Source organism: Nocardia alni (assembly GCF_019038435.1).
Classification (GTDB): Bacteria; Actinomycetota; Actinomycetes; order Mycobacteriales; family Mycobacteriaceae; genus Nocardia; species Nocardia alni.
The window spans coordinates 21,474-44,798 of record NZ_JAGPOX010000075.1 but is presented as its reverse complement, the minus strand read 5'-3'; the positions used below and the strand labels follow the sequence as shown (position 1 = coordinate 44,798).

General features: G+C 66.9%; 19 protein-coding genes. 10 read left to right on the top strand and 9 right to left on the bottom strand.

Annotated features, from left to right (window positions below):
• Positions 1 to 112 precede the first annotated feature (112 nt).
• A complete protein-coding gene (locus JZ791_RS25955) occupies positions 113 to 820 on the top strand; it encodes a response regulator (protein WP_216897839.1) in 708 nt (235 codons plus the stop codon).
• A gap of 87 nt (positions 821 to 907) precedes the next feature.
• Here the strand turns inward: JZ791_RS25955 and JZ791_RS25950 are convergent, their stop codons facing one another.
• A complete protein-coding gene (locus JZ791_RS25950; RefSeq protein ID WP_216897838.1) occupies positions 908 to 1,774 on the bottom strand; it encodes a class I SAM-dependent methyltransferase in 867 nt (288 codons plus the stop codon).
• A 284-nt stretch (positions 1,775 to 2,058) separates the two neighbouring features.
• Here JZ791_RS25950 and rpsA point away from each other — a divergent pair, with 284 nt between their 5' ends.
• The 4 genes from rpsA to coaE all read left to right on the top strand — a co-directional run bounded on the left by rpsA (position 2,059) and on the right by coaE (position 8,346).
• Positions 2,059 to 3,540: a 30S ribosomal protein S1 gene (gene rpsA, locus JZ791_RS25945; RefSeq protein WP_216897837.1), complete on the top strand. Its 1,482-nt coding sequence runs from the start codon at positions 2,059 to 2,061 to the stop codon at positions 3,538 to 3,540.
• 173 nt (positions 3,541 to 3,713) lie between these two features.
• Positions 3,714 to 4,703: an Rpn family recombination-promoting nuclease/putative transposase gene (locus JZ791_RS25940; protein ID WP_216897836.1), complete on the top strand. Its 990-nt coding sequence runs from the start codon at positions 3,714 to 3,716 to the stop codon at positions 4,701 to 4,703.
• 316 nt (positions 4,704 to 5,019) lie between these two features.
• Complete coding sequence (locus JZ791_RS25935) at positions 5,020 to 6,549, top strand: phospholipase C (protein ID WP_216897844.1); 1,530 nt, start codon at positions 5,020 to 5,022, stop codon at positions 6,547 to 6,549.
• Between the two features lie 606 nt (positions 6,550 to 7,155).
• Positions 7,156 to 8,346 (top strand): dephospho-CoA kinase, encoded by a 1,191-nt coding sequence (gene coaE, locus JZ791_RS25930; RefSeq protein ID WP_216897835.1) that lies wholly within the window; start codon positions 7,156 to 7,158, stop codon positions 8,344 to 8,346.
• A 63-nt stretch (positions 8,347 to 8,409) separates the two neighbouring features.
• Here the strand turns inward: coaE and JZ791_RS25925 are convergent, their stop codons facing one another.
• Positions 8,410 to 8,937, bottom strand: coding sequence for a ribonuclease FAU-1 family protein (locus JZ791_RS25925; protein WP_216897834.1), 528 nt, complete (start codon positions 8,935 to 8,937; stop codon positions 8,410 to 8,412).
• 36 nt (positions 8,938 to 8,973) lie between these two features.
• Positions 8,974 to 9,591, bottom strand: a complete 618-nt coding sequence (locus JZ791_RS25920; RefSeq protein WP_216897833.1) for a DUF402 domain-containing protein — start codon at positions 9,589 to 9,591, stop codon at positions 8,974 to 8,976.
• Between the two features lie 323 nt (positions 9,592 to 9,914).
• Here JZ791_RS25920 and uvrB point away from each other — a divergent pair, with 323 nt between their 5' ends.
• Positions 9,915 to 12,098 carry an excinuclease ABC subunit UvrB gene (uvrB, locus tag JZ791_RS25915; protein ID WP_216897832.1) on the top strand — a complete coding sequence of 728 codons (2,184 nt, stop codon included), beginning with the start codon at positions 9,915 to 9,917 and terminating at the stop codon, positions 12,096 to 12,098.
• Positions 12,099 to 12,202: 104 nt separating this feature from the next.
• On the opposite strand, the gene JZ791_RS25910 is transcribed toward uvrB, so the two are convergent.
• On the bottom strand, positions 12,203 to 12,685 hold the full coding sequence (locus tag JZ791_RS25910) for a VOC family protein (RefSeq protein WP_216897831.1): 483 nt from the start codon (positions 12,683 to 12,685) through the stop codon (positions 12,203 to 12,205).
• A 61-nt stretch (positions 12,686 to 12,746) separates the two neighbouring features.
• Here JZ791_RS25910 and JZ791_RS25905 point away from each other — a divergent pair, with 61 nt between their 5' ends.
• Together JZ791_RS25905 and JZ791_RS25900 are read left to right on the top strand one after the other, a co-directional pair.
• Positions 12,747 to 13,613: an AraC family transcriptional regulator gene (locus JZ791_RS25905; RefSeq protein WP_216897830.1), complete on the top strand. Its 867-nt coding sequence runs from the start codon at positions 12,747 to 12,749 to the stop codon at positions 13,611 to 13,613.
• Positions 13,614 to 13,960: 347 nt separating this feature from the next.
• The gene (locus tag JZ791_RS25900) at positions 13,961 to 14,416 is read left to right on the top strand and encodes a universal stress protein (protein ID WP_216897829.1); all 456 of its coding nucleotides are present in this window, start codon (positions 13,961 to 13,963) and stop codon (positions 14,414 to 14,416) included.
• Between the two features lie 111 nt (positions 14,417 to 14,527).
• Here the strand turns inward: JZ791_RS25900 and JZ791_RS25895 are convergent, their stop codons facing one another.
• From JZ791_RS25895 to JZ791_RS25885, 3 genes are read right to left on the bottom strand one after another with little or no spacing between them, the layout of a single operon-like run.
• Complete coding sequence (locus JZ791_RS25895) at positions 14,528 to 15,328, bottom strand: ABC transporter permease (protein ID WP_216897828.1); 801 nt, start codon at positions 15,326 to 15,328, stop codon at positions 14,528 to 14,530.
• The gene (locus tag JZ791_RS25890) at positions 15,325 to 16,296 is read right to left on the bottom strand and encodes an ATP-binding cassette domain-containing protein (protein ID WP_216897827.1); all 972 of its coding nucleotides are present in this window, start codon (positions 16,294 to 16,296) and stop codon (positions 15,325 to 15,327) included. Before JZ791_RS25890 ends, JZ791_RS25895 begins: the two co-directional genes overlap by 4 nt.
• A gap of 2 nt (positions 16,297 to 16,298) precedes the next feature.
• Positions 16,299 to 16,586, bottom strand: a complete 288-nt coding sequence (locus JZ791_RS25885) for a hypothetical protein (RefSeq protein WP_216897826.1) — start codon at positions 16,584 to 16,586, stop codon at positions 16,299 to 16,301.
• A gap of 71 nt (positions 16,587 to 16,657) precedes the next feature.
• Between JZ791_RS25885 and JZ791_RS25880 the strand changes: the two genes are divergently transcribed.
• A complete protein-coding gene (locus JZ791_RS25880; protein WP_216897825.1) occupies positions 16,658 to 17,392 on the top strand; it encodes a TetR/AcrR family transcriptional regulator in 735 nt (244 codons plus the stop codon).
• A gap of 462 nt (positions 17,393 to 17,854) precedes the next feature.
• Here the strand turns inward: JZ791_RS25880 and JZ791_RS25875 are convergent, their stop codons facing one another.
• Both JZ791_RS25875 and JZ791_RS25870 read right to left on the bottom strand, forming a co-directional pair.
• Positions 17,855 to 20,182: a HelD family protein gene (locus JZ791_RS25875; protein WP_254206303.1), complete on the bottom strand. Its 2,328-nt coding sequence runs from the start codon at positions 20,180 to 20,182 to the stop codon at positions 17,855 to 17,857.
• A gap of 177 nt (positions 20,183 to 20,359) precedes the next feature.
• Positions 20,360 to 21,733, bottom strand: coding sequence for a diguanylate cyclase domain-containing protein (locus JZ791_RS25870; protein ID WP_308163096.1), 1,374 nt, complete (start codon positions 21,731 to 21,733; stop codon positions 20,360 to 20,362).
• Positions 21,734 to 21,973: 240 nt separating this feature from the next.
• Between JZ791_RS25870 and JZ791_RS25865 the strand changes: the two genes are divergently transcribed.
• The gene (locus JZ791_RS25865; RefSeq protein WP_216897824.1) at positions 21,974 to 23,119 is read left to right on the top strand and encodes a beta-ketoacyl synthase N-terminal-like domain-containing protein; all 1,146 of its coding nucleotides are present in this window, start codon (positions 21,974 to 21,976) and stop codon (positions 23,117 to 23,119) included.
• The last annotated feature ends 206 nt before the right edge of the window (positions 23,120 to 23,325 follow it).

The window sequence follows — 23,325 nt, the reverse complement described above, 5'->3', positions numbered from 1 at the left end:
GGCGAATTGACGGCGGGGCGCCGGAGGCGGAGGAGTCGCGGGGGGCCGGGGCCCCCGGCACGGGTGGCGTGTCGGGTGCGGCGAAGTCGACCGATCCCACCGTGGTTCGACCGTGATCAGGACACTCGTGGTCGACGACGATCCGATGGCGGTGTCGGTGCACCGGCAGTTCACCGAGCGGGTCGAGGGTTTCGAGGTAGTCGGGGAGGCGACCTCCGGGATGGCGGCCTTGCGCGCGGTGAGCGCGCTGCGGCCGGAGTTGGTGCTGCTGGATATGTATCTGCCGAGCGACGGGCCGGGCGTGGGCGGAATCGACGTGCTGCGGCGGATTCGGGCGGCGGGGCAGTCGGTGGACGTCATCGCCATCACCTCGGCCAAGGATGTCGATGTTCTGCGGGCGGCCATGCACCTCGGGGTGGTGCACTACGTGGTCAAGCCGTTCACCTTCCGTATCTTCCGGGAGCGCTTGGACTCCTACGCCGCCGCGCACGCTCAGCTGCACCGCATGCGCGCCCCCGCGCAGCGCGATATCGACCGGCTCTACGGGCGGCTGCGCAGCAGCGGCGAGGATTCGCTGCCCAAGGGCATCTCGGCCGCCACACTCACCCACGTCACCGAGACGTTGCGTCCGCTCGGCGACGGGCTCACCGCCACCGAACTGGCCGAACGCGTCGGCTTCAGTCAGGCGGTGGCCCGTCGCTACTTGAAATTCCTGCACGACACGGGAGCGGTGGAGATCGCTCCCCGCTACGGGTCGGCGGGTCGGCCCGAGCACCTCTATCGCTGGGTGGGGGCCGAGGGGGGACTCGACTGCCGCTGAGTGCGGGAGTCGTACCGCCGATGCGGCGAGCTACGCCGGGACGGTGGAGTGGTCGCCCGGAGTACGATGCGTGGCGGCCGCGGGTTACTACCGCTTCTCGGTGACGAATATCGCTGTGCCCGGGAAGATTTCGCCGCGCAGCGGACTCCACTGACCCCATTCCTGGTCCAGCCATTCCGGCCATTCGGGTTCGATCAGGTCGATCAGGGTCAGCCCGGCCGCGACGATCTCACCGATCCGGTCCCCGAGGGTGCGGTGGTGTTCGACGTAGGTGGGCGTCCCGTCCGCGTCCACCTCGACGTACGGGGTGCGGTCGAAGTACGGCATGGTCGCGCGCAGCCCGTCCGGGCCCGGATCGTCGGGGAAGATCCAGCGCATCGGATGGTTCACGGAGAACACCCAGCGCCCGCCGGGCCGCAGCACCCGTGCCACCTCGCGCATGACCCGCGCCGAATCGGCCACGAAGGGCACCGCGCCGAACGACGAACAGGCCGCGTCGAAACTCGCGTCCGCGAACGGCAGTTCCTCGGCCCCGGCCTGCACCAGCGGCACCCGCGGCCCGCCGCGCGCCATCGCGGCCAGTCCGCGCTCGAGCATGCCGCGCGACAGGTCCAGCCCGACCGGATACGCGCCGTGGGCGGCCAGCCAGCGGGCGCACGGCGCGGAACCGCAACCGACCTCGAGGATTCGCTTTCCATGGAGATCACCGATATCGCCGAGCAGATGCCAGTCGCCCTCGTGCAGGCCCTCCGGACACCAGACGAACTCCCCGTCGGGCGAATCGACGCCGAGGAACGCGGCATGCTCATCGTGGTACTGTGCCGCGTCGGCATCCCACCAGCGGCGGTTGGCTCGGGCACTGCTCGTCGAGTCGACGCGCGTACGGGCGATGGCGCTTGTGCCGAGCAGGGCTGTGGCCTGCGCGTGCGGGTCTGCGGGGTCCTCGTGCGGCATGATGGAAGGGTATCGACACCCGCAAATCGCTACCGCGACCCTTGTTTGCTTGGTACAACGAGCGTCGCGTACGCTGTTTTCGCGAGTGTCCTCAGTGTTTACGTACCGGTACGTGAGTGCTGTCGATACTCGTGAGCTGTGAGTTTCAGGGCAGGACAGCGTTGTGCTGTGTCGCGGCGATGTGCTGTGAAGGTGCAATGTAGTCCCCGAGCTGTGAAATCACAGCAAAACCGAGAGTTCCAATGTCCACTACCGACCACAATCCGTCCGGAGCAACCCCACATATGCCCACCACCATTACCTCGCCGCAGGTAGCCGTCAACGACATCGGCACTGCCGAGGATTTCCTCGCCGCAATCGACAAGACGATCAAGTACTTCAACGACGGCGATATCGTCGAAGGCACCATCGTCAAGGTCGACCGCGACGAGGTCCTGCTCGACATCGGTTACAAGACCGAAGGCGTGATCCCGTCTCGCGAGCTGTCCATCAAACACGATGTCGACCCCAATGAGGTCGTTTCCGTGGGTGATGAGGTCGAGGCCCTCGTTCTCACCAAGGAGGACAAGGAAGGCCGCCTGATCCTGTCGAAGAAGCGCGCGCAGTACGAGCGGGCGTGGGGCACCATCGAGGAGCTCAAGGAGAAGGACGAGGCCGTCAAGGGCACCGTCATCGAGGTCGTCAAGGGTGGTCTGATCCTGGACATCGGCCTGCGCGGCTTCCTCCCGGCGTCGCTGGTCGAGATGCGTCGTGTCCGCGATCTGCAGCCGTACGTCGGCAAGGAGATCGAGGCCAAGATCATCGAGCTGGACAAGAACCGCAACAACGTGGTCCTGTCCCGCCGCGCCTGGCTGGAGCAGACTCAGTCCGAGGTGCGCAGCGAGTTCCTGCACCAGCTGCAGAAGGGCCAGGTCCGCAAGGGCGTCGTGTCCTCCATCGTCAACTTCGGCGCGTTCGTCGATCTGGGCGGTGTCGACGGTCTGGTGCACGTCTCCGAGCTGTCCTGGAAGCACATCGACCACCCGTCCGAGGTCGTCGAGGTCGGCATGGAGGTCACCGTCGAGGTTCTCGACGTCGACCTGGACCGCGAGCGGGTCTCGCTGTCGCTCAAGGCGACTCAGGAAGACCCGTGGCGTCAGTTCGCCCGGACCCACGCGATCGGCCAGATCGTCCCGGGCAAGGTCACCAAGCTGGTTCCGTTCGGCGCGTTCGTGCGCGTCGAAGAGGGCATCGAGGGCCTGGTGCACATCTCCGAGCTGGCCGAGCGCCACGTCGAGGTGCCGGACCAGGTCGTGGCCGTCGGCGACGACGCGATGGTCAAGGTCATCGACATCGACCTGGAGCGTCGCCGGATCTCGCTGTCGCTGAAGCAGGCCAACGAGGACTACCACGCCGAGTTCGACCCGTCGAAGTACGGCATGGCCGACAGCTACGACGACCAGGGCAACTACATCTTCCCCGAAGGCTTCGACCCCGACACCAACGAGTGGCTCGAGGGCTTCGAGAAGCAGCGCGAGGAGTGGGAGGGCCGCTACGCCGAGGCGGAGCGTCGCCACAAGATGCACACCGCGCAGATGGAGAAGATGGCCGCCGACGCCGCCGCAGAGGCAGCCAACGGTGGTCCGCAGAACTACTCCTCCGAGAGTGGCGCCCAGGCGAGCTCCTCGTCCTCGTCGTCCAGCTCCTCGTCGGAGTCGGCCGGCGGTTCGCTCGCGAGCGACGCCCAGCTGGCCGCGCTGCGGGAGAAGCTCTCCGGCAACGCGTAATCCGATCGTCTGACGAGGGCCTCGATCCGAACGGATCGAGGCCCTTGTTTTATTTGTGGGGTTGACCCCACAGGCGCGTGTCGTGTTGCGACACACCGAGATTCGTTCCAAACCCCCGTAATCAATTGGCGTCATTGTCGCGTTCGGCACTAGATTGCCGGACTATGGCTGTGATGCCGAATACACCACATGACTTGTTCTTTCGCAAGATCATGGAGCGCTGGCAGGCTGTAGCCGCGGAGATGCGGGCCGTGCTGACGCCGGGGATGGCGGCACTGGTGGACTGGACCCAGATGACGCCGGTGTCGAAGAGTTTCGTGGCTCCACCGTTGCGGGGCCGCTACAGCGATGTGCTGTTCCGGACTCGGATCGCGGGGCGGCCCGGGTTCGTCTACGTGCTGGCCGAACATCAGTCCAGCTCGGATGAATTGATGGCGTTCCGGATAGTGGAGTACATGGTGGCGATCTGGAATTGCTACCTCGAGGAGCATCCGGGTGCCAAACGACTACCGATGATCATTCCGCTGGTGGTGCACTGTAGTCCCCGGGGTCTGCGCTGGAATGCCCCGATGGATCTGGCCGATCTGCTCGACCTGAACGATTCGGAGCGAGCGACAGCGGGCGATCTGGTGCCTCACGTCCGGTACCTGCTCGATGACGTGAACGCGGTGAACGCGCAGCAGTTGGCCGAGCGGGAACTGCCCCCCGACGTGCTGATTCTGCTGTTGCTCCTGCGAGAAGCGCCGAACAATCCGCTGCTGGTTTCGCTACTACTGGACTGGGCCGACGAGCTCAGGGCGTTGATCGAAGAGCCGGGCGGTCTGCAGCGCTGGGAGACGGTCGTGACCTACATCTATACTGTCAACGCTGGTCGAATCGGAATCCAGGATCTGGATCCGGTCTACGACAAGCTCGGCGAGAAGGCGAGGGAGGTCGCGGTGACGATCGCGGAACAGCTCGAAGCACGGGGCGAGGTGCGGGGCGAGGCCAAGGGGCGGATGGCGGAACGGGCCGAAACGCTGATGCGCCTGTTGACAGCCAGGTTCGTGCAGTTGCCCGACTGGGTCGCCGATGCCGTTTCTGCTGCCGATATGGACCGGTTGGAGATGTGGACGCTGCGAATCCTCAACGCCAGTACTGTCGAGGACGTCTTCTCAGTCTGAAGTCGGGCGGCGGTTCGCTCGCGAGCGATGTTCAGGTGGCCGCGCTGCGGGAGAAGCTCTCCGGCTACGCGTAATCGCTTCATCGCGAAAGGCCCCTGGATCGTATGCGATCCGAGGGTCTTCCCGTATGACGAGCCGGATCGTGCCGAGCACGGCCGCATTCGTCGGCGGCGGAGCGGCCGAACTGCGGCATGGCGCACTTGCGCCGCAGGTGAAAGTTCGAGGGATTCCGGACTTTTCGCCTAGGGTGGCCGATGGGCGGAGAACTCTCTCTGTTTCACTCTGTTTCACATACGTGGAAGGTCTGAACGGCGACATGGGCGTCTTCGACGGCATCAATCGGCGCGATTTTCTGACGAAGGCGATGGCCGCGGGTGGGGTTGCCGCGTTGGCCTCGCTGGCGGATCCGATCATCGAGCGGGCGTATGCCGCCGATCCGGCCGGGATGGGCGGGCTCGGGGATATCGAGCACATCGTGCTGCTCATGCAGGAGAATCGCTCGTTCGACCACTATTTCGGGACGATGCCCGGAGTGCGGGGATTCGGCGACGCCTCGGCCGCTTGGAAGCAGTACGGCTACGCGCCCGGCGTCGGGCCGACGGCGGACGGATACGTCATGCCGTTCCGGTTGGACACCACCCGCGGCGCGAGCCTGGACGGGGACTGCATCAACGACCCGGACCACAGCTGGCCCGGGATGCACCAGTCCTGGAACGGCGGCCGCAACGACCGGTGGATGCCGATGTCGATCGCCAGCGTCGGCGCCGGAAACGGTCCCGCGGCCATGGGGTATTACCTGCGTGAGGATATTCCGATCCATCACGAGCTGGCCGACGCGTTCACCCTCTGCGACCACTACCACTGTTCGGTGCTCGGCCCCACCGACCCCAACCGCCTGTACTGGATGTCGGCTCATATCGACCCCGAGGGCGTGGCCGGGGGGCCGCTGGTGGAGACCCCGGCCATCATTCCGCAGAACGCCTACACCTGGCGCACGATGCCGGAGAATCTCTCCGCGGCCGGGGTCAGCTGGAAGATGTACAACAACCGCGACGTCGGTCCGATCTCCTCGGTATTCCTCGACGGGATGATGGGCTGTTTCAAGCAGGCCGCGGACCCGAATTCCGAACTGGCGCGGCGGGGTAAGGCTCCGGTCTATCCGCACGACTTCGCCGACGATGTCGCCGCCGACCGGCTGCCCTCGGTGTCGTGGGTGATTCCGGCGCTGATGAACTGCGAGCACCCAGCCCTCCCGCCGGCGTTCGGCGCGGTCGGCATCATGCAGGTGCTCGACATCCTGACCTCGAATCCTCGAGTGTGGGAGAAGACCGCGCTGATCGTCAGCTATGACGAGAACGGCGGATTCTTCGACCATGTCACCCCGCCGACCGCGCCGGCCGGCACACCGGGGGAGTACTTGAGCGTGGACCTGAACCGGGTGCCCGCGGCCAAGGGCGTGCGTGGACCGATCGGATTGGGTTATCGCGTTCCGTGTTTCGTCATCTCGCCGTATTCGCGCGGTGGGCTGGTGGCCTCGGAGACCTTCGATCACACCTCGCAATTGCGCTTGATCGAACGCCGTTTCGGCGTCGACGTGCCGAACCTGACCGCTTGGCGGCGACGCGTGGCCGGAGACATGACCTCGGCCTTCGATTTCGCCTCCACACCCGACGCGGCGGCGCCGCGTATCAGCGATCCGAATTCGCGCACACACGCCGCGATCGCGGAATGCGGACCGAATATCGCGCTCGGCTCGGCCGGTAAGGGGACTCCGTATCCGGTCCCGCCCAATGCCATGCCGATCCAGCGATCCGGTAGTCGGCGCAGGCCCAGCGGACTGGTGTGATCCCGGGCGCGCTCAGCCCACCGGAGCGGGAACCCAGCCGACCGCGGCCCAAGCCGCGCGACGTCGCAGCGCTGCCCAGCTATGGCGAGCGGGGTTGAGCAGGGCGATCAGCCCGGTGCGGCGGTAACGCGTCACCGTGTCCGCGACGGCGGGGTTTTCGAGACAATACACCCTGCCCGGCAAGCCCAGCCGGTGCCGACCCGTCTGAATGTTTCGGATGCCCTCTTGGACGTGCACCGCTTGTTCCTTTGCTCGCAATGGGTGGGCTGGATCGCTTGCGGCGAACTGTAGTGGAACAAAAGTGGGTACCGAGCAATTTTGATCGACTTGTGTCCTGACGTGTCCAACAATCTCGGACCTCTGGTCGGTATTCTCGACAGAAAGTTGCGAATTGATATCGCAGCCATCACGAAATGGACAATTGGTTCGTTAGGGGGAATTGCTATGCCGAGGTTTGGGTATTCAGCCTCGTTGGGTGTCCGACCGGTGCTCACCTCTCGGGTGGTCGGCTCGATGCGGTTGCGTGGCTTGGTGTGTCGGCCGCGCCGAGATGAGGCGGACAGGGTGAGCGGGGTGGGGAGATAGGGGTAGTGCGAGACTGGGGGAATGTTGCGTATTGGTCTCACCGGAGGCATGGGAGCGGGTAAGTCGACGGTGGCGCGGATGCTCGTGGAGCGGGGCGCCGTCCTGGTCGACAGCGATGCGATCGCCCGCGAGGTGGTGGAGCCCGGTACCGAGGGGCTGGCCGCGCTGGTCGAGGCGTTCGGGCCCGAGATCCTGGCGCAGGACGGCAGCCTCGACCGGCCGGCGTTGGCGGCCAAGGCATTCGCCAGCGACGAGGCGCGGACCACTCTCAATTCGATCACGCATCCGTTGGTCGGGCGCCGCACCGTCGAACTGATCGCCGCCGCCCCGGCCGATTCCATTGTCGTGCAGGATGTTCCGCTGCTGGTCGAGAACGGTCTCGGCGCGATGATGCACCTGGTGCTGGTGGTCATGGCCGATGTCGAGACCAGGGTGCGGCGCCTGGGCGAGTTCCGGGGTATCGCCCGCGACGACGCGCTGGCCCGGATTCGCGCGCAGGCCACCGACGAACAGCGCCGTGCGATGGCCGATGTGCTGCTGGACAACGACGGCTCGCCCGAAGATCTCGAACCCCAGGTGCGGGCGCTGTGGGAGGAGCGGCTGGCGCCGTTCGAGCAGAACCTGCGTACCCGGTCGTGGCCGCCGCGCGGTCCGATCCATGTGGCCGAACCGAATCCGGAATGGGCGGCGCAGGCGCAACGGCTGATCGCGCGGATCGGATTGGTTTGCGGCGGTGCGGCTTTGCGTATCGCTCACATCGGTTCGACCGCGGTGCCCGGGTTCCCGGCCAAGGACGTGATCGATCTGCAGCTCACCGTCGCGGATCTGGAGACCGCCGATCGACTGCGCGACCCGTTGGAGCAGGCCGGTTTTCCGCGAATCGAGCACATCACCACCGACGACGGCAAGGCGGGCACCGACATCGCGCTGTGGGAGAAGCGGATTCACGCCGCCGCCGATCCCGGGCGACCGGTGAACCTGCATGTGCGGGTCGACGGGTCGCCGGGGCAGGTCTTCGCACTGGCGTTCCGGGATTGGTTGCGCGCGGTGCCCGAGGCGCGGGAGGACTACCTGGCGGTCAAGCGCAAGGCCGAGGCGGCGGCCGCGGGGCTGTCCGATCCGCGCGCGATCGAGGCATATCTCGAGGTGAAAACGCCGTGGTTCGACGAGGTGTATCCACGGGTGCTCGCCTGGGCCGACCGGTCGCGGTGATTCGAGCGCCCGGCGTCGCCGGTGTGTTGCGCGCTCGCCCGTCGATGAGACCTGCTGTCCGCCTCACTTCCAGCTCAATGTGATCCCGTAGGTCTTGTCGATCCAGCGCTCGAAGTTGTACCCGTGCCCCGCGATTCCGTCGATCGCTGTGGTGGCCGTCTCGACGGCCTGTTGTGCCTCCCGCAGGGTGAGGTACCCCGCCGTGTGGGCGGCGAGCAACTCGTCCACGTCGAGCAACTCGACCCCGCGGCCGGTGCGCACCGAGAGATCCAGGTAATGATCGACCGAGCGCCACCGGCCCGGCTCGACCTCGCCGAACTCGCCGATATCGATGTAGTAGTCCTGATCACGCAGGTTCACGGGGGTGAAGTGGAAGACCGTGGCGCGCAACGACAGTGCGGGTAGGAACCAGGATTCCAGATAACTGAACTCGGCATGGTCGGCCGTGCGGGCCATGTACAGCCCCCACGGCTCGACCTGATACCGCTCGACCGTCCGCACGAACCCCTTGGGATCGGTGTTGGTGAGCTCGGCGATGTCGAAGTATTCGACCTTCGGTCGGTGCAGATCCACTGCTTGCGCCTGGGTCATGTCTGCCCAATCTACCGGTGATCGGGCTTTGGTTCATTACAACCAGCTGAGGGTGATCCCATGGGTGCCCAGCCAGCGTTCGAGATGATGGTTGTGCGCGGCGACCCCGGAGACCACGGTATTGGCGCGTTCGATGATGCGCTGCGCCTCGGCGGCGTCGACGTAGCCCACGTCGTGGGCGGCGAACAGTTCGTCCAGGCCGTGCAGTTCGGGGGTGCGGCCGTTGCGGCACACGATATCCAGGTAGTGGTAGGTGGCCCGCCACCGCTTGGACTCGATCCGGGCGTAGTCGCCGAGGTAGACGTGGTAGACCGGATCACGGTCGTGCGCCGTGTTCACGTGGCTCATGGTGATCCGCAGCGCCGGCCCGGGCAGTAACCAGGTCTCGGTATACCGTTCGGGCGGGGCGTCGGCCGTGCGCACGAGGTACAGACCCCACGGCTCGGCGTGATAGCTCTCGACCGAGCGCACGAAACCGCGCGAGTCGGTCTTGGTGCACTCGTCGAGGTTGAAATACTCCGTGGACGGGCGGCGCGGGACATGTACGGGCGCGACGAGCTCGGCGGAGTTCGTGGCGTGCGGGGTGGCGCTGTGCGTATGGACGGTCGCGAGCAGGTTGCGTGCCGCGTTGCGCAATGGTTGAAGACTGGTCATTGCACTGCCCCTTCTTGACTGCCTGGGAACCGGATAGGACAGTACACCCGGATAGCCGGTCTCGCTCTCGCATAAACGCGCCGTCCGCGCGTCGTGACGAATTCGCCACATACCTGCAGATAGGTGAACCGCGTTGTGCCACCGGACATTTCGGACATGTGCCGATTGTGTTACGTACCGGGGTCACATCCGCCGAGGAGTTTGCCGTGAATATGCTGTCAGCGGTGTGTCGTGAGGGTCCGCGATGGGTCTTCGGTGCGGTCCGCGCTGGTCCAGGGGCTGAGAGGTGTTTGTTGTCGGTGGGTGGTCCTACGCTGTGAGGTATGGCTTTCGCAACCGAACTTCCCGTCGAGCCGGACCATGAGGGCAATACGCCGCTGGCGCATTCGGAGTTCCGGCCCATCGGTGCGATCGAGCGGACCGATGGCCGGTTCGAGGTGGTCAGCGAGTATCGACCCGCTGGTGATCAGCCCACCGCGATCGCGGAGCTCGAGCGCCGATTGGCGGCCGGCGAGCGCGACGTGGTGCTGCTGGGCGCCACCGGCACCGGTAAATCCGCGACGGCCGCCTGGCTGATCGAGCGGGTGCAGCGACCGACCCTGGTCATGGCGCCGAACAAGACGCTGGCCGCGCAGCTGGCCAACGAGCTGCGAGAGATGTTGCCGCACAACGCGGTCGAGTATTTCGTCTCGTACTACGACTACTATCAGCCCGAGGCGTACATCGCCCAGACGGATACGTACATCGAGAAAGACAGCTCGGTCAACGACGATGTCGAGCGGCTGCGCCACTCGGCCACCATGAGCCTGCTGTCCCGGCGCGATGTGGTCGTTGTGGCGTCGGTCTCGTGCATCTACGGCCTGGGCACCCCGCAGTCCTATCTGGACCGCTCGGTTCAGCTGAACGTCGGCCGTGAGGTCGACCGCGACAGGCTCCTGCGGCTGCTGGTGGACGTCCAGTACACCCGCAACGACATGTCGTTCACACGCGGCTCGTTCCGGGTGCGCGGCGATACCGTCGAGATCATCCCCTCCTACGAGGAGCTGGCGATCCGCATCGAGTTCTTCGGCGACGAGATCGAGGCGCTGTACTACCTGCACCCGCTCACCGGTGATGTGGTGCGCCAGGTGGATTTCGTCCGTATCTTCCCGGCCACGCACTATGTTGCGGGCCCGGAGCGGATGGAGCGCGCGGTCCGCGATATCGAGGCCGAACTCGAGGAGCGCCTGGCCGAATTCGAGCGTCAGGGCAAGCTGCTCGAGGCGCAGCGGCTACGCATGCGCACCCAGTACGACATGGAGATGATCCGGCAGGTCGGCTTCTGCTCGGGCATCGAGAACTACTCGCGGCATATCGACGGCCGCTCGGCCGGCTCCGCCCCCGCCACGCTGCTGGACTATTTCCCGGACGACTTCCTGCTCGTCATCGACGAGTCACACAACACCGTCCCGCAGATCGGCGCCATGTACGAGGGCGATATGTCCCGCAAGCGTAACCTCGTCGAATACGGCTTCCGGCTGCCCTCCGCGGTGGACAATCGCCCGCTGACCTGGGAAGAGTTCGCGGATCGGATCGGCCAGACCATGTACATGTCGGCCACCCCGGGCGACTACGAAATGGGGCAGGCCGCCGGTGAGTTCGTCGAGCAGGTCATCCGCCCGACCGGTCTGGTGGATCCGCATATCGTGGTGAAGCCGACCAAGGGCCAGATCGACGATCTGGTGCACGAGATCCGCCAGCGCGCCGAACGCGACGAGCGGGTCCTGGTCACCACCCTCACCAAGAAGATGTCCGAGGATCTCACCGACTATCTGCTCGGCCTGGGCGTGCGGGTGCGGTATCTGCACTCGGAGATCGACACGCTGCGCCGCGTCGAGTTGCTGCGCCAGCTGCGCCTGGGCGAATACGACGTGCTGGTCGGCATCAACCTCCTCCGCGAGGGCCTGGACCTGCCCGAGGTGTCCCTGGTGTCGATCCTGGACGCCGATAAGGAGGGCTTCCTGCGCAGCACCAGATCGTTGATCCAGACCATCGGCCGCGCCGCCCGCAACGTCTCGGGCGAGGTGCACATGTATGCCGACAGGATCACCGACTCGATGCGCAACGCCATCGACGAGACCGAACGCCGCCGCGCCAAACAGGTCGCCTACAACGAGGCCAACGGCATCGACCCCAAACCGCTGCGCAAGCGGATCGCCGACATCCTCGACCAGGTGTATCGGGAGGCCGAGGAGACGGAGGTCGAGGTCGGCGGCTCGGGCCGTAACGCCAGCCGTGGGCGCCGCGCCCAGGGCGAGCCCGGTCGCGCGGTCAGCGCCGGTGTCTACGAGGGCCGCGACATCAAGTCCATGCCGCGCGCCGAACTGGCCGATCTGATCAAGGAGATGACCGACCAGATGATGAACGCCGCCCGCGAACTGCAATTCGAGCTGGCGGGTCGCCTGCGCGACGAGATCGCCGACCTGAAGAAGGAGTTGCGCGGTATGGACGCGGCCGGTCTGAAATGATCCGGCCGGCCGGTCGCCCGGCGAGGCCGGAGCCCGGGCGCACGCACTCCGAGGGGTGCACACAGGGAAGGTGCGCCTGGGCTCCGGCTCCGCCGGAGCGGTGGTCAGTCCTGGGGGGCTTCTTGGCTGGCCATCCACTCGGTGACGCGGCGTTCGGCCTCCTCGCGGGAGACGTCCTCCACCCGGGTCATGACCACCCAGCGGTGGCCGAAGGGATCCATCACCAGGCCGTAGCGATCGCCGGTAACGAAGGTCTCGGGGTCGGTGACGCGTTTCGCGCCGTGTTCGCGGGCCAGTTTCGCGACCGCGTCGACGTCGGGGCAGTAGTGCACGACGCTGGTGTGCACCCAGTCCTCGGCGGGGGCCCGGACGCCCTCGGTGGGTATCGGCATGCCCAGTTGGAACGTCGAGTCGCCGATGCGCAGTTCGGCGTGGGCGGGCTGGCCGTCGGGCAGGTCGTTGCGGCTCACGACTTCGGCGCCGAAGACGGCTCGGTAGAACTCGATGGCCTTGTTGCCGTCGGGGACGGCCAGGAAACAGTTGATCGAGTGATAGCCCTCGGGGATCGGATTCACGCTGTTCGTCATGTCCACGACTCTCGCCGATCCGGTTCTGCCGGTCTTGTAAGAACGCGACAGCGGAGTGGGCATGGTCGTATCCGATGACGGCGTTGGCGCGGAGGCCGCGCCGGAGTTCGTCCCGGTGCCGCCGCCGGAGGTCGCAAAGGGCATTCTGCGGCCGCGCGAGCAAGATCGGCACAGCAGCCTGCGGCGGCTCGCGGCCGGTCCGCAGACGTGCCGGTTCGTGGAGTGGTACTGGGCGATCGACTGGGATCTGCGCGGCCGGCCGGACTACTACGCGGAGGTGCTGCCGTCCCCGAGTATCAACGTGAGCTTCGAGCGGACCCACACGCGGTCGGGCGGATTCGTCTACGGCGTGTCCACGACGAAGTACGTGCGTGAGCTGCGCGGAACCGGTGAGACCTTCGCGGCTAAATTCCGGCCGGGTGGATTCGGCGCGTTCACCGGCTTGGATGTCGGCGAATTCCGGGACGAGGTGGTCGAGCTCGCCGAGGTGCTGCCGGATACGGCGGGATTGACCGACAAGGTCCTGGACGCGTCCACCGATGAGCAGCGCCGCGAGATAGTGGAGCAGTTCTTCACGGCTGCGGCGGGGCAGGTCCCCGCCGACGAGTCCTATCGGCTGGTCCTGCGGATTATCGCGGCCATGGCCTCCGATCGGAGCCTGACCCGTGTCGACCAGGTCACCGAGCGCTTCGGCGTGCCGACCCGCACCCTGCAGCGACTGTTCCGGCGCTATATCGGCGTGGCGCCGAAGTGGGTGCTGCGCCGGTATCGCCTCCAGGACGGCGCACAACTGCTCGCCGACGGTCGCACCGCCGATCTGGCCGCGCTCGCCGTGGAACTCGGCTATTTCGACCAGGCGCACTTCACGCGTGAGTTCGCTGTGGAGGTCGGAATGGCGCCGCTGGAATATGTCCGGTCGCTGGGGTGAGCGGAATTGTGGTAATTCACTATTTCCAGCAACGGTCATGTTACGTACGGTTCTGCGGCGTTCGCGGCGGCACTGTGATGAGAATCCCACGGCCGCAAGACCGTTCGCCGAAGAGACGCGACTCTCCGTAGCACCCGGAAGAATCGGAATCGGCGCTGGTAGACAAGGCTATCGCAGCATTCGCCGGTGAATGTGTGTCGCGGCACCACACGGCACGTCGATGTGATGTGATGCAATTTGGGATTTTTCCGACTCGACAGCGGTTATGGTCTAGCGCAGTTGCCGCACGGCGGCCCGCATACGTGGGCTCGCCGCGCGCATCCCACCACCTGCCGTTTGGAGGAGAGATGACCACCGCCTACCGGTCCATTGTCGTCGGTACCGATGGCTCGGACTCGTCGTACGTCGCCGTGGAAAAGGCCGCAGCCCTCGCCGGGGCCTCCGGTGCGACCCTGTATGTCGCCTGCGCCTACTACCCGACCGACGACCGTGACGTGGCCGCCGCGGCCGATGTGCTGAAGGACGAGGCCTATCAGGTCCGCGGCTCCGCGCCCACCAATGAGATCCTGCAGTCGGCCCGTGAGAAGGCGCACACCGCCGGGGCCTCCATCGTCGTGGAGAAGGCGATCGTCGGCGAGCCTGTCGAATCGCTGCTGAACCTGACCAAGGACGTCAAGGCCGACCTGCTCGTCGTCGGTAACCGGGGCCTGAACACCCTCGCGGGCCGCCTGCTCGGCTCGGTCCCCTCGGACGTCGCCCGCAAGTCCATCGTCGACGTGCTGATCGTGCACACCGTGCGGTAGTCGCGATCGCGTCGACACCGACAAGCTATGCCCGAAGGCCACTCTCGCACTGCGAGAGTGGCCTTCGGACTGCGGTGAGTGCGTACGGCGGTACTCGGTCGTCGCGGCCGTTTATCGTGTCGACCTACGGAACAGCGCTCCGGCGACGGCGCCCGTCACCACGGTGATCACGCCGAATTCGGCCAGCGCCCACCAGATATGGTCGCCGGCCGGTTGGCTCAGCATCACTGCGCGTAGTGCGTCGATGGCCTGGCTGAAGGGCTGGTTGGCCAGGACGATCCGTAGCCAACCGGGCATCGTGCCGGTGGGAACCAGTGCGCTGCTGAAGAATACTGGCAGGATGATCAACGCGGACAGCTGCTGAGTGACCTCGAGGGAACGGCCCAGCAGCCCGATCAACGCTGCGAGCCAAGACATTCCGAGCGCCACCAGCACCAGCAGGCCGATCGCGGCTGCCCAGTCGCCGACGCCCGCGTGCGGCCGGAAACCGACCGCGATGCCGACCCCCGTGGTGACGACCACTCCGAATCCGCTGCGGACCAGATCGGCGACGACATGTCCGGCGATCACCGATGACTTCGCGATCGGCAGGGTCCGGAACCGGTCGACCACACCGTCCTGTAGATCGGCGGCCACACTCGTCGTGGTGGTAACCGCGGCGAAGGCGATGGCCACGACCAGGATTCCGGGCATGACGTAATCGATGTATCGCCCGCGACCTCCGGCGCCGATCGCCCCGCCGAGTAGGCAGTTCATCAGGACGACGGTCAGCACCGGCTGCAGGGTCACATTGATCAGCTGTTCGGGATCGTGGCGGATATGGCGCAGGCTGCGCCGCACCATCTCCCAGTAGTCGCTGAATATCCAAGCGAGCGAACCACTTCGGTGGATCGGGGGAGTGAGCGCGGTCATGCGGCGGCCTCGGCTTCGGCAGGTCTGGCATGCCCGGTCAGGTGGAAATAGACGTCGTCGAGATCGGGATCGCGCACGGCGTAGCTCTCGACGTCGACCGCCGCGCGCAGGGCCGCGTCGAGTACGGCCCGCAACTCCTTCAGGCCGCCATCGCCGGTGGCGGGCACGGCGATTCGCACGGTCCGATGGTCGGCGACGGTGTGATAGCCGTCCAGGCATGTGGTCAGCCGTGCGGCATCATGCGCGGACGTCGTCGTGAGGACGAGTTGGGTGTTCGCGGCGCGTGCCTTCAGTTCGGCAGGGGTCCCGGTGGCGACCACCCGACCGGCGTCCAGGAATACGATCGAGTCCGCCAGCGCATCGGCCTCGTCGAGGTACTGCGTGGTCAGCAGGACCGTCGTGCCGTGCTGGACCAGGCCGCGGATCACCTCCCAGAGCGCATGCCGACTCGCCGGATCCAGGCCGGTGGTCGGCTCGTCCAGAAACAGCACCATCGGCTGGGCCATCAGACTCAGCGCGAGATCGAGCTTGCGGCGCATCCCGCCGGAGTAGGTCTTGACCGCGCGCGTGCCCGCGTCGGCCAGACCGAACGTCTCCAGCAGCTGTGCCGAGCGCTCCCGCACGACGGGCCAGGACAGTCGTTGCAGACGGCCGAACATCCGCAGATTCTCGTGCCCGGACAGTTTGGCATCGACGGCGACCGATTGGCCGGTCAGGCCGATGACGGCCTGCACGCGTTCCGGTTCGCGCAGCACGTCGTGCCCCGCGACCCGGATCACGCCGGAGTCGGGCCGCAGCAGGGTCGACAGGATCCGCACCATCGTGGTCTTGCCCGCGCCGTTGGGGCCGAGCAGGGAGGCGACCGAGCCGGCCGGGACGTCGAGGTCGACATCGTGCAGGCCGGTGGCGCCCGCGAATTCCTTGGTCACCCCGGTGGCCGTGATCGCGGCCGGGTCGCGTCGGGGCATGCTCACTCACCCCGGCCGACGCGACTGGCGATGAACTTCTGCAGACCCACCAGGACGCGCGGGGGCTCGGCGTGGGCGTTGGAGTTCCAGCGCGCCGCGCGGACCGCGGCGGCCTCGTTCACCGTGGTGTTCCAGCGCTGCGCCCGGGCCTTTCCGGCCGCGTTGACGGCGGTGTTCCCGCGCGCTGCGCGAATCCGGCCGGACCGGTTGCTGTTTCGCGCGGCGGCCTCGTCGTGATCCGGGAAGCCGGGCAGGCGGTGCATGGCGTCGTGGAGGCGGGCGTAACTCATGATGTCCCCTATTCGTGTCTCATACGAGAGTTTCGTATGTGATACGAAAAGATTATTCGTATGCTGTACGCATGTCAACGGCGGACAACACACCCATCTGGGCACACCCCGAGCCGGGCGGCCGCAAACCGCGCTTCACCCGCGAGCAGATCGGTGCGGCGGCCTTGCGCATCGCCGATACCGAGGGCTTCGAGGCCGTCACGATGAAGCGCATCGCCGCCGAACTCGGCGCGGGCACGATGACGCTGTACTACTACGTGCGCAACAAGTCCGATGTCGTCGCGCTGATGCAGGACACGATCCTGGCCGATCAACTCGTATCGGATGCCGAGTTGCGCACAGGATGGCGTGCGGCCACGGCGGCCATCGCACGCCGTACCCGGGCGGTCCTGATGGCACACCCCTGGTCGCCGGCCGCCCTCACTGCCGCCGCCTTCGGCCCGAATGCCATGCGGCACATGGAGCAGAACCTCGCCGCGCTGGCCGGCACCCGTCTGGGCAAGCAGGAGAAATTCGAGCTCATCGCCGCAGTCGACGCCTATGTGCTGGGTGCGTCACTGCACGCCATCGAAACCCTGTCCCGCACAGAGCTTGCCGAATCGGATCCCGAATCGGTCTCCGCCGTGGTCGAATTCGGGATGAGGCTGATGCGTACCGGCGAGTTTCCGAACCTGAATGCCATGAATGATCAACTGTCGGAAGGTGATTCGGCCATTGTGCCGAACGCCGACGCCCTGGACGGCCGATTCGAACGCGGCCTCGAGGCGCTGCTGGACGGCCTCGCCGCCCGCATGACGATCGACTGAATCGGCCGGTCGGTGTCACCGGTGGTATCCGCGCCGCACCCGCTTGGGTCCGCCGGACCTTACGAGCGCGAATTCCCGGACCTTACATGCCAGCGGTCGCATTTCGGCCGGGGAATCGAATCCGCACGGGGCGAGCGCGATTCCCCGGCCCCTGTGCGGCGAACTGTCGCATGCCGGCTGAATCCCGGCCGGAGTGGACTCGGGGCGGGATTCAGCCGTCGGGGCGTAGGCCGGCGTGTCCGAATCGGGAGCTCACCTCGGCCGGCCCCGGCGGCTTGGCCCAAGACAGCTTCGGGGCATGGGTCGGCCGCCTGTGCGGGCGTGGGCTGTGCCGGGGCGGGGGCGCTCCTCAGTGTGCCCTGGCAGCTGGTCCAGGACAGCAGGACGTTCACGGGCCGAGCGCGATTCGGGCAGGAGCGGGTCGTCTGTCCGTGCGTGAACCGATGTGCCGGGCCGGGACGCTCAGCCCAGTGCGCGCAGCACCTCCGGTAGCTCGCCCGAGTGCACCACGGTCAACCGCTGGGTCGCTCGAGTGAGGGCGACGTACAGATCGTTGAGACCGCGCGGGGATTCGTCCAGGATGTCCTGGGGCTCGACGAGGATCACCGCGTCGAATTCCAGGCCCTTGACCTCGCTCACGGTCAGCACGCGCACCGAATCATCGGCCAGATCGGTGTATTCGGCGACCGAGGCGTGCGGTGCGAGGACCGCGGCGGTGCCCGGACGCGGCTGCTCGGCCGCGACGAGGTCGCCGACGGTACGTGCCAGATCACTCGCCGCTACCCGTACCGCTGTTGGCGCGCAACCGGTTTCGCGGACCGATCGGGGAACCGTGGCGTCGGGGTCGATGGCCGCGAGCACATCCGCGGCCACCGCCATGATCTCGGCGGGCGTGCGATAGTTGACGGTCAGCTCGGTGAGTTTCCAGCGCTGGGCCACATAGGGTTCCAGCATCCGCTTCCACGACGAGGCGCCCGCGGGATCGCCGGTCTGCGCGACATCGCCGACGACAGTGACCCAGCGATTCGGGATGCGCCGCATCACCATTCGCCACGCCATCTCCGAAAGTTCCTGTGCCTCATCGATGATCACGTGCCCATAGGTCCAGGTGCGGTCCCCGGCGGCGCGTTCCGCGGTGGTCTGGCGGCTGCCCACCTGCTGGCGCTCGGCCAGCTGGGAGGCGTCGATCAGGTCGTAGGCCATCAGGATCTCCGGGTCCAGCTCGTCCTCGAGATCCTGTGGCGCGGAGCCGCTCAGGATGTCCAGCGCGTCCTGCGCCTCGGCCAGCTGGGCTCGCCAGCGCCGCCGCGACCGCTCGCGCTCCTCCGCGTCGTCGACGCCGAGCAGTTCGGCCAGCTCGTCCAGCAGCGGCGCGTCGGCTGCACTGAACCGGCCACCGCGGCGAGCCGCGTCATTCTCACTGTCCGGCCGAAAAAGCTCCTTGCGATCCTCCGGCGAGAGCTGATCGGCCGCACGGGCCAGCCGAGCCGGATCGGCCCACAGGCCCGCCAGCACCTCCTGCGGCGTCAGGATCGGCCACAGCTTGGCGATGGCGCGCTGGATCTCCGCGTCCGCGCGCATCTCGTCCCGGATCTCGGTCAGATCCGCCTGGCTCAGCAGGTTCTGGCCGCCGGTCAGGTCCTTGCCCATGGTCTCGGCCAGCTGGTCGGTCAGCGCGTCCACCACCGACGCGGCGAATACCGGCCGGGCCAGGTTGTGCGGCCGCCGCGACGAACGCGCCCGCCCGCGCGCCTTGGTGACGATCCTGCGATCCAGGACGAGCTCGTAGCCGTCGAAACTCAGCCGGATCGGGTCCGCAGGGGTCTGCTGCCAGTCCCGCACGCCCTTCTTCAGCGTCTCGATCATGTCCAGCGAACCCTTCAGCTCGCCCGCGTGTAGCGAATCCTCCAGCGCCGCACGCACTCCCGGGTACAGGTTGCCGATCGTCGACAGCAGCACGCCGGTCTCACCGAGCGAAGGCAGCACCTGGCCGATGTAGTCCAGGAAGGTCGAATTCGGGCCGATGATCAGCACGCCCGCCTTGTCCAGCTGCTTGCGGTAGGTGTACAGCAGATAGGCGGCGCGGTGCAGCGCGACGGCCGTCTTGCCGGTGCCCGGCCCGCCCTGCACCACCAGCACGCTCTTGTGTTCGGAGCGGATGATCGCGTCCTGCTCGTGCTGGATGGTCTCCACGATGTCGGCCATCTGGCCGGTGCGGGCCGCGTTCAACGCGGTCAGCAGGGCGCTCTCGCTGCCGACGCCGCTGTCGGCCTCGGTCGCCCCTTCCGCTCGAGCCAGGTCCAGGTCCAGGTATTCGTCGGTGATCGCGGTGATCGAGCGATTGCGGGAGCGGATGTGACGGCGGCGCTTCACACCGTCGGGTGTGGCGGTGGTGGCCAGGTAGAACGGGCGGGCCATCGGCGCGCGCCAGTCCAGCAACAGCGTGGCGTAGTCGTCGTCCTCGTCCAGAATGCCGAGGCGGCCGATGTAACGCTCGGTATCCCCGGGGTTCTCCGGCGTCTCCTCCAGGTCGATCCGGCCGAAGCACAGGCCGTGCTCGGCGGCGTCGTACTTGGCCAGATCCTCGGTGTAGAGCTGGGTGAAGGACTCGCGCTCGCTGCGGGCCTGCGGGGTGCCGCCGGTCTCCAGCAGCACCGTACGCAACCTGCGCTGAGCGTATTCGCGCATCGCGTCCAGGCGTTCGTACAGCAGCGTCAGATGCGTCTGTTCGCGCGCCAGCTCGGCGGTATGGCCGGTCGCCGGGCTGTCCTCGGTGAGGCGGTCGGGCAAGTCGCAACTCCTTGTCACCACGGCCGGCCTGCCGGCCGCGCGCGAAGGGAAAACAGAGTTGTCGAGTCTAGTCAGCAATCTGCCATTGCGCCGTAACCGCAGGTGAACGGTGGGTTGCCGAGCCTTCCCGTCGCATTGCCCCGCGCGCCGGACCGGTATTCGGCGCTCCGGAGCCGGTCAGGAGGCATGGGTATTGTTCGGTCGCCGTCCCATTTGCGAGCCCTCATGGCGAGCCTGGGGTTTGGCCCGGTACATCGCCACGTCGGCATCGTGCAGCACCGCCTCGGGTGTGCGGGAGTCGCCCTGGTGCAACGGCGTCACCCCGATGGAGGCGTCGATATGGATACGGTGCCCGCGCGCGATGATCGGTTCGGCCATGGCCTGGCGCAGGCGTTTGACCAGTGTGGACAGGTCGACAGGCAGGGTGCGCCCGGACAGCAGGACCAGGAACTCGTCGCCGCCGATCCGGCCCACCACGTCGTCCTGGCGCAGGCTGCGCTGGAGTCGCTGGGCCACGATCTGCAGGACGGTGTCGCCGATCGCGTGACCGAGTGAGTCGTTGATCGCCTTGAATCCGTCCAGGTCGATGAACAGCACGGTCGACACCGGCTGCTCTTCGCTGGTGCCCAGCGCCCCGGCCAGCCGGGACAGCACCAGGGATCGGTTGGCCAGGCCGGTCAGCGGGTCGTGGGTGGCCTGGTATTCCAGCTGTCTGCGGCTGGCCCGGAACTCGGTGATGTCGTTGAACGAGGACACCGCCGAGGACTCCGGATCGTCGGGATTCAGCAGCCGGGACGAGCCCGACAGCCAGCGGCGCTGCCCGTCCGGGCGGTCCAGGCCGAACACGTACTGTGCGACGGTCTCGCCGGTGATCAGGGTGCGCGCCACGGGATGCCGTGACATGGGCAGCGGTTGTGAGTTGGTGTCCAGGAAGGACAGCGGCAGCGCCGCGATCGCGATGCCGACCAGATTGCTGCCGTCGTGGCCGAAGATCCGCAGTGCGGCCGGGTTGATCGACTCGATGCGGCCGTCCCGGCCGATCACGACCACGCCCTCCTCGAGCTGGGAGACGACCGTGGTGTAGTGCTGTTCGGCGCGCCGCTGCGCCGCCTCGGCCCGGCGCTGCGGGGTGAGGTCGTGGATGACCACCTGATAGGCGCGGCGGTCGTGCCAGACGGTCAGCACGGAGACGGTTTCCACATCGACCGTCGCGCCGTCGAGCCGGGTGAGGGTCATCTCGGCGGGCGCGGAGGCGTCGCCGGTGTGGGTCAGCAGGTCGATGCGGTCGTGCATGGGGCCCACGTCGTCCGGGGCGACGAATCTGGTCACCGGCTGGCCGAGGATGTCCCCGACCGACCTCGCGCCGAGTAACCGGGCCATAGCCGGATTAGCGAAAACAAGGTTGCCACCCTCGTGTACCACGACACTGTCGGGGCTGTGCTCGACCAGTGTCCGATACCGCAGCGCCAGTTGCTCGACGTCCGCCACGGGATCGTCGTGCTGTGCGCCGTCATCGACGGCGCCGTCCGGGCCACGGCCCACCTCACCCACATGTACCCCCTGGTCATCGACTATTCAGGCCATATCCTGCATGAGATTGTTCTGGTATCGGCGTACCAAAGATCGCGGCGCCGACGCTAACGGGTCAGTCACGGTTCGGGCACTTCGTCGAGCGTTAATCGGACGGTAGAACCACGGGTTAGCTCAGCAGTGGCGAACTGTTCGCTATTCTGCTCGGACCGGCTAAGGAGCGAGACTATGGCGTTCAGCACCCCAAGACACCAAGATCATATGACGATTGCCGGGATCGGCGTCGTCTCCGCGTACGGTTGGGGCCGCGAGACCCTGTGGCACGGGTTGCTGAGCGGAAAGTCCGCCGCCCGGCTGCATCCAGGGTACGGCCCCGCGCGCGATGACTACGCATGGGTTGCTGTCGTCCCCGAGGGCGGGGACCTCACGGTCAGCCCGAGTCTGTACGGGCGGGCCATGCACGAGTCCGTGCGCGAGGCGATCCAGGACGCGCGGGAGCGCGGCTGGCGGCCGGGCGGCACGGTCGGTGTGCTGCACGCGATCGTGCTCGGCGATGTGCGAAACTGGCGCGATTTCTACACCGTCGATCAGGGGCACCGCCGCTCCCGCGACTATCTGCGGCTGCTGCCCTCGACGCCGGTCGCGGTGCTGACACACGAGTACGGCTTCCACGGTCCGTCGATGAACGTGTCGGCCGCCTGCAGTTCGGCCAACGTCGCCTTGATCACCGCCCGACTATGGTTAGACCAGGGGTTGGCCGACGATGTGATCTGTGTGACCACGGATCTGTCGGCCACCCCCGACATGCTCGAGCACTTCGTCAGGGTGGGCGCGGCGATCGACGACGCGGAGCCCCTGGATGCCTGCCGTCCGTTCCAGCAGGACAGCCGCGGTTTCGTCATGGGGGAGGCGTCCACGGCTTTCGTCCTTTCCCGCGAGGTCGAGCGTCCCTACGCGGCCGTATTCGGCGGCGCCATGACCAACGACGCCTATCACGTCGTCTCGGTCGAACCCTCGCACGAGCAGGTCCTCGACTGCTTCGAGCGCGGCCTGCGCGTGGCCGGGGTGCGGCCCGAGCAGGTCCGGTACTTCAACGCGCACGGGTCGGGCACCCGCCAGTGCGATGCGGCCGAATCCGAGGCGCTGAAGCAGATTTTCGACGATCGGCCGTCGCTGTACTCGATCAAGCCGTTGACCGGGCACTGCATGGGCGCCGCGGCCGGGGTCGAGGTCGCCGCGACCGCTCTGGGCTATGAGAACGGGATCGTCCCGGCAGTGCCGCTCGTCGCACCGGCCCATCCCCGGCTGCTGGACGGCCCGACCGAATGTGAGGGCGGGCTCACCGTGAAATCGTCGATGGGTATGGGCGGCAACAATTCGGTCGTGGTGCTGGGGCCGGTCGCGTAGATCGTCCGGGTGCGGCGGATCACATCGCGTCCGGAGTTGCCGCGCGTCGTAGGCTGGTACCCACGGCTTCCAACCTGCACGGTCCTGGCAGCCGAAATCCCTGGTCCGGGCCACCACCTCATCGCCGCGAGCCGAACTTGTCGGTGGGTGTGTTTAGCATGGCGGCCGGGTAGTAGTGGACGCCGGAACACGAATGGGAAGGGACG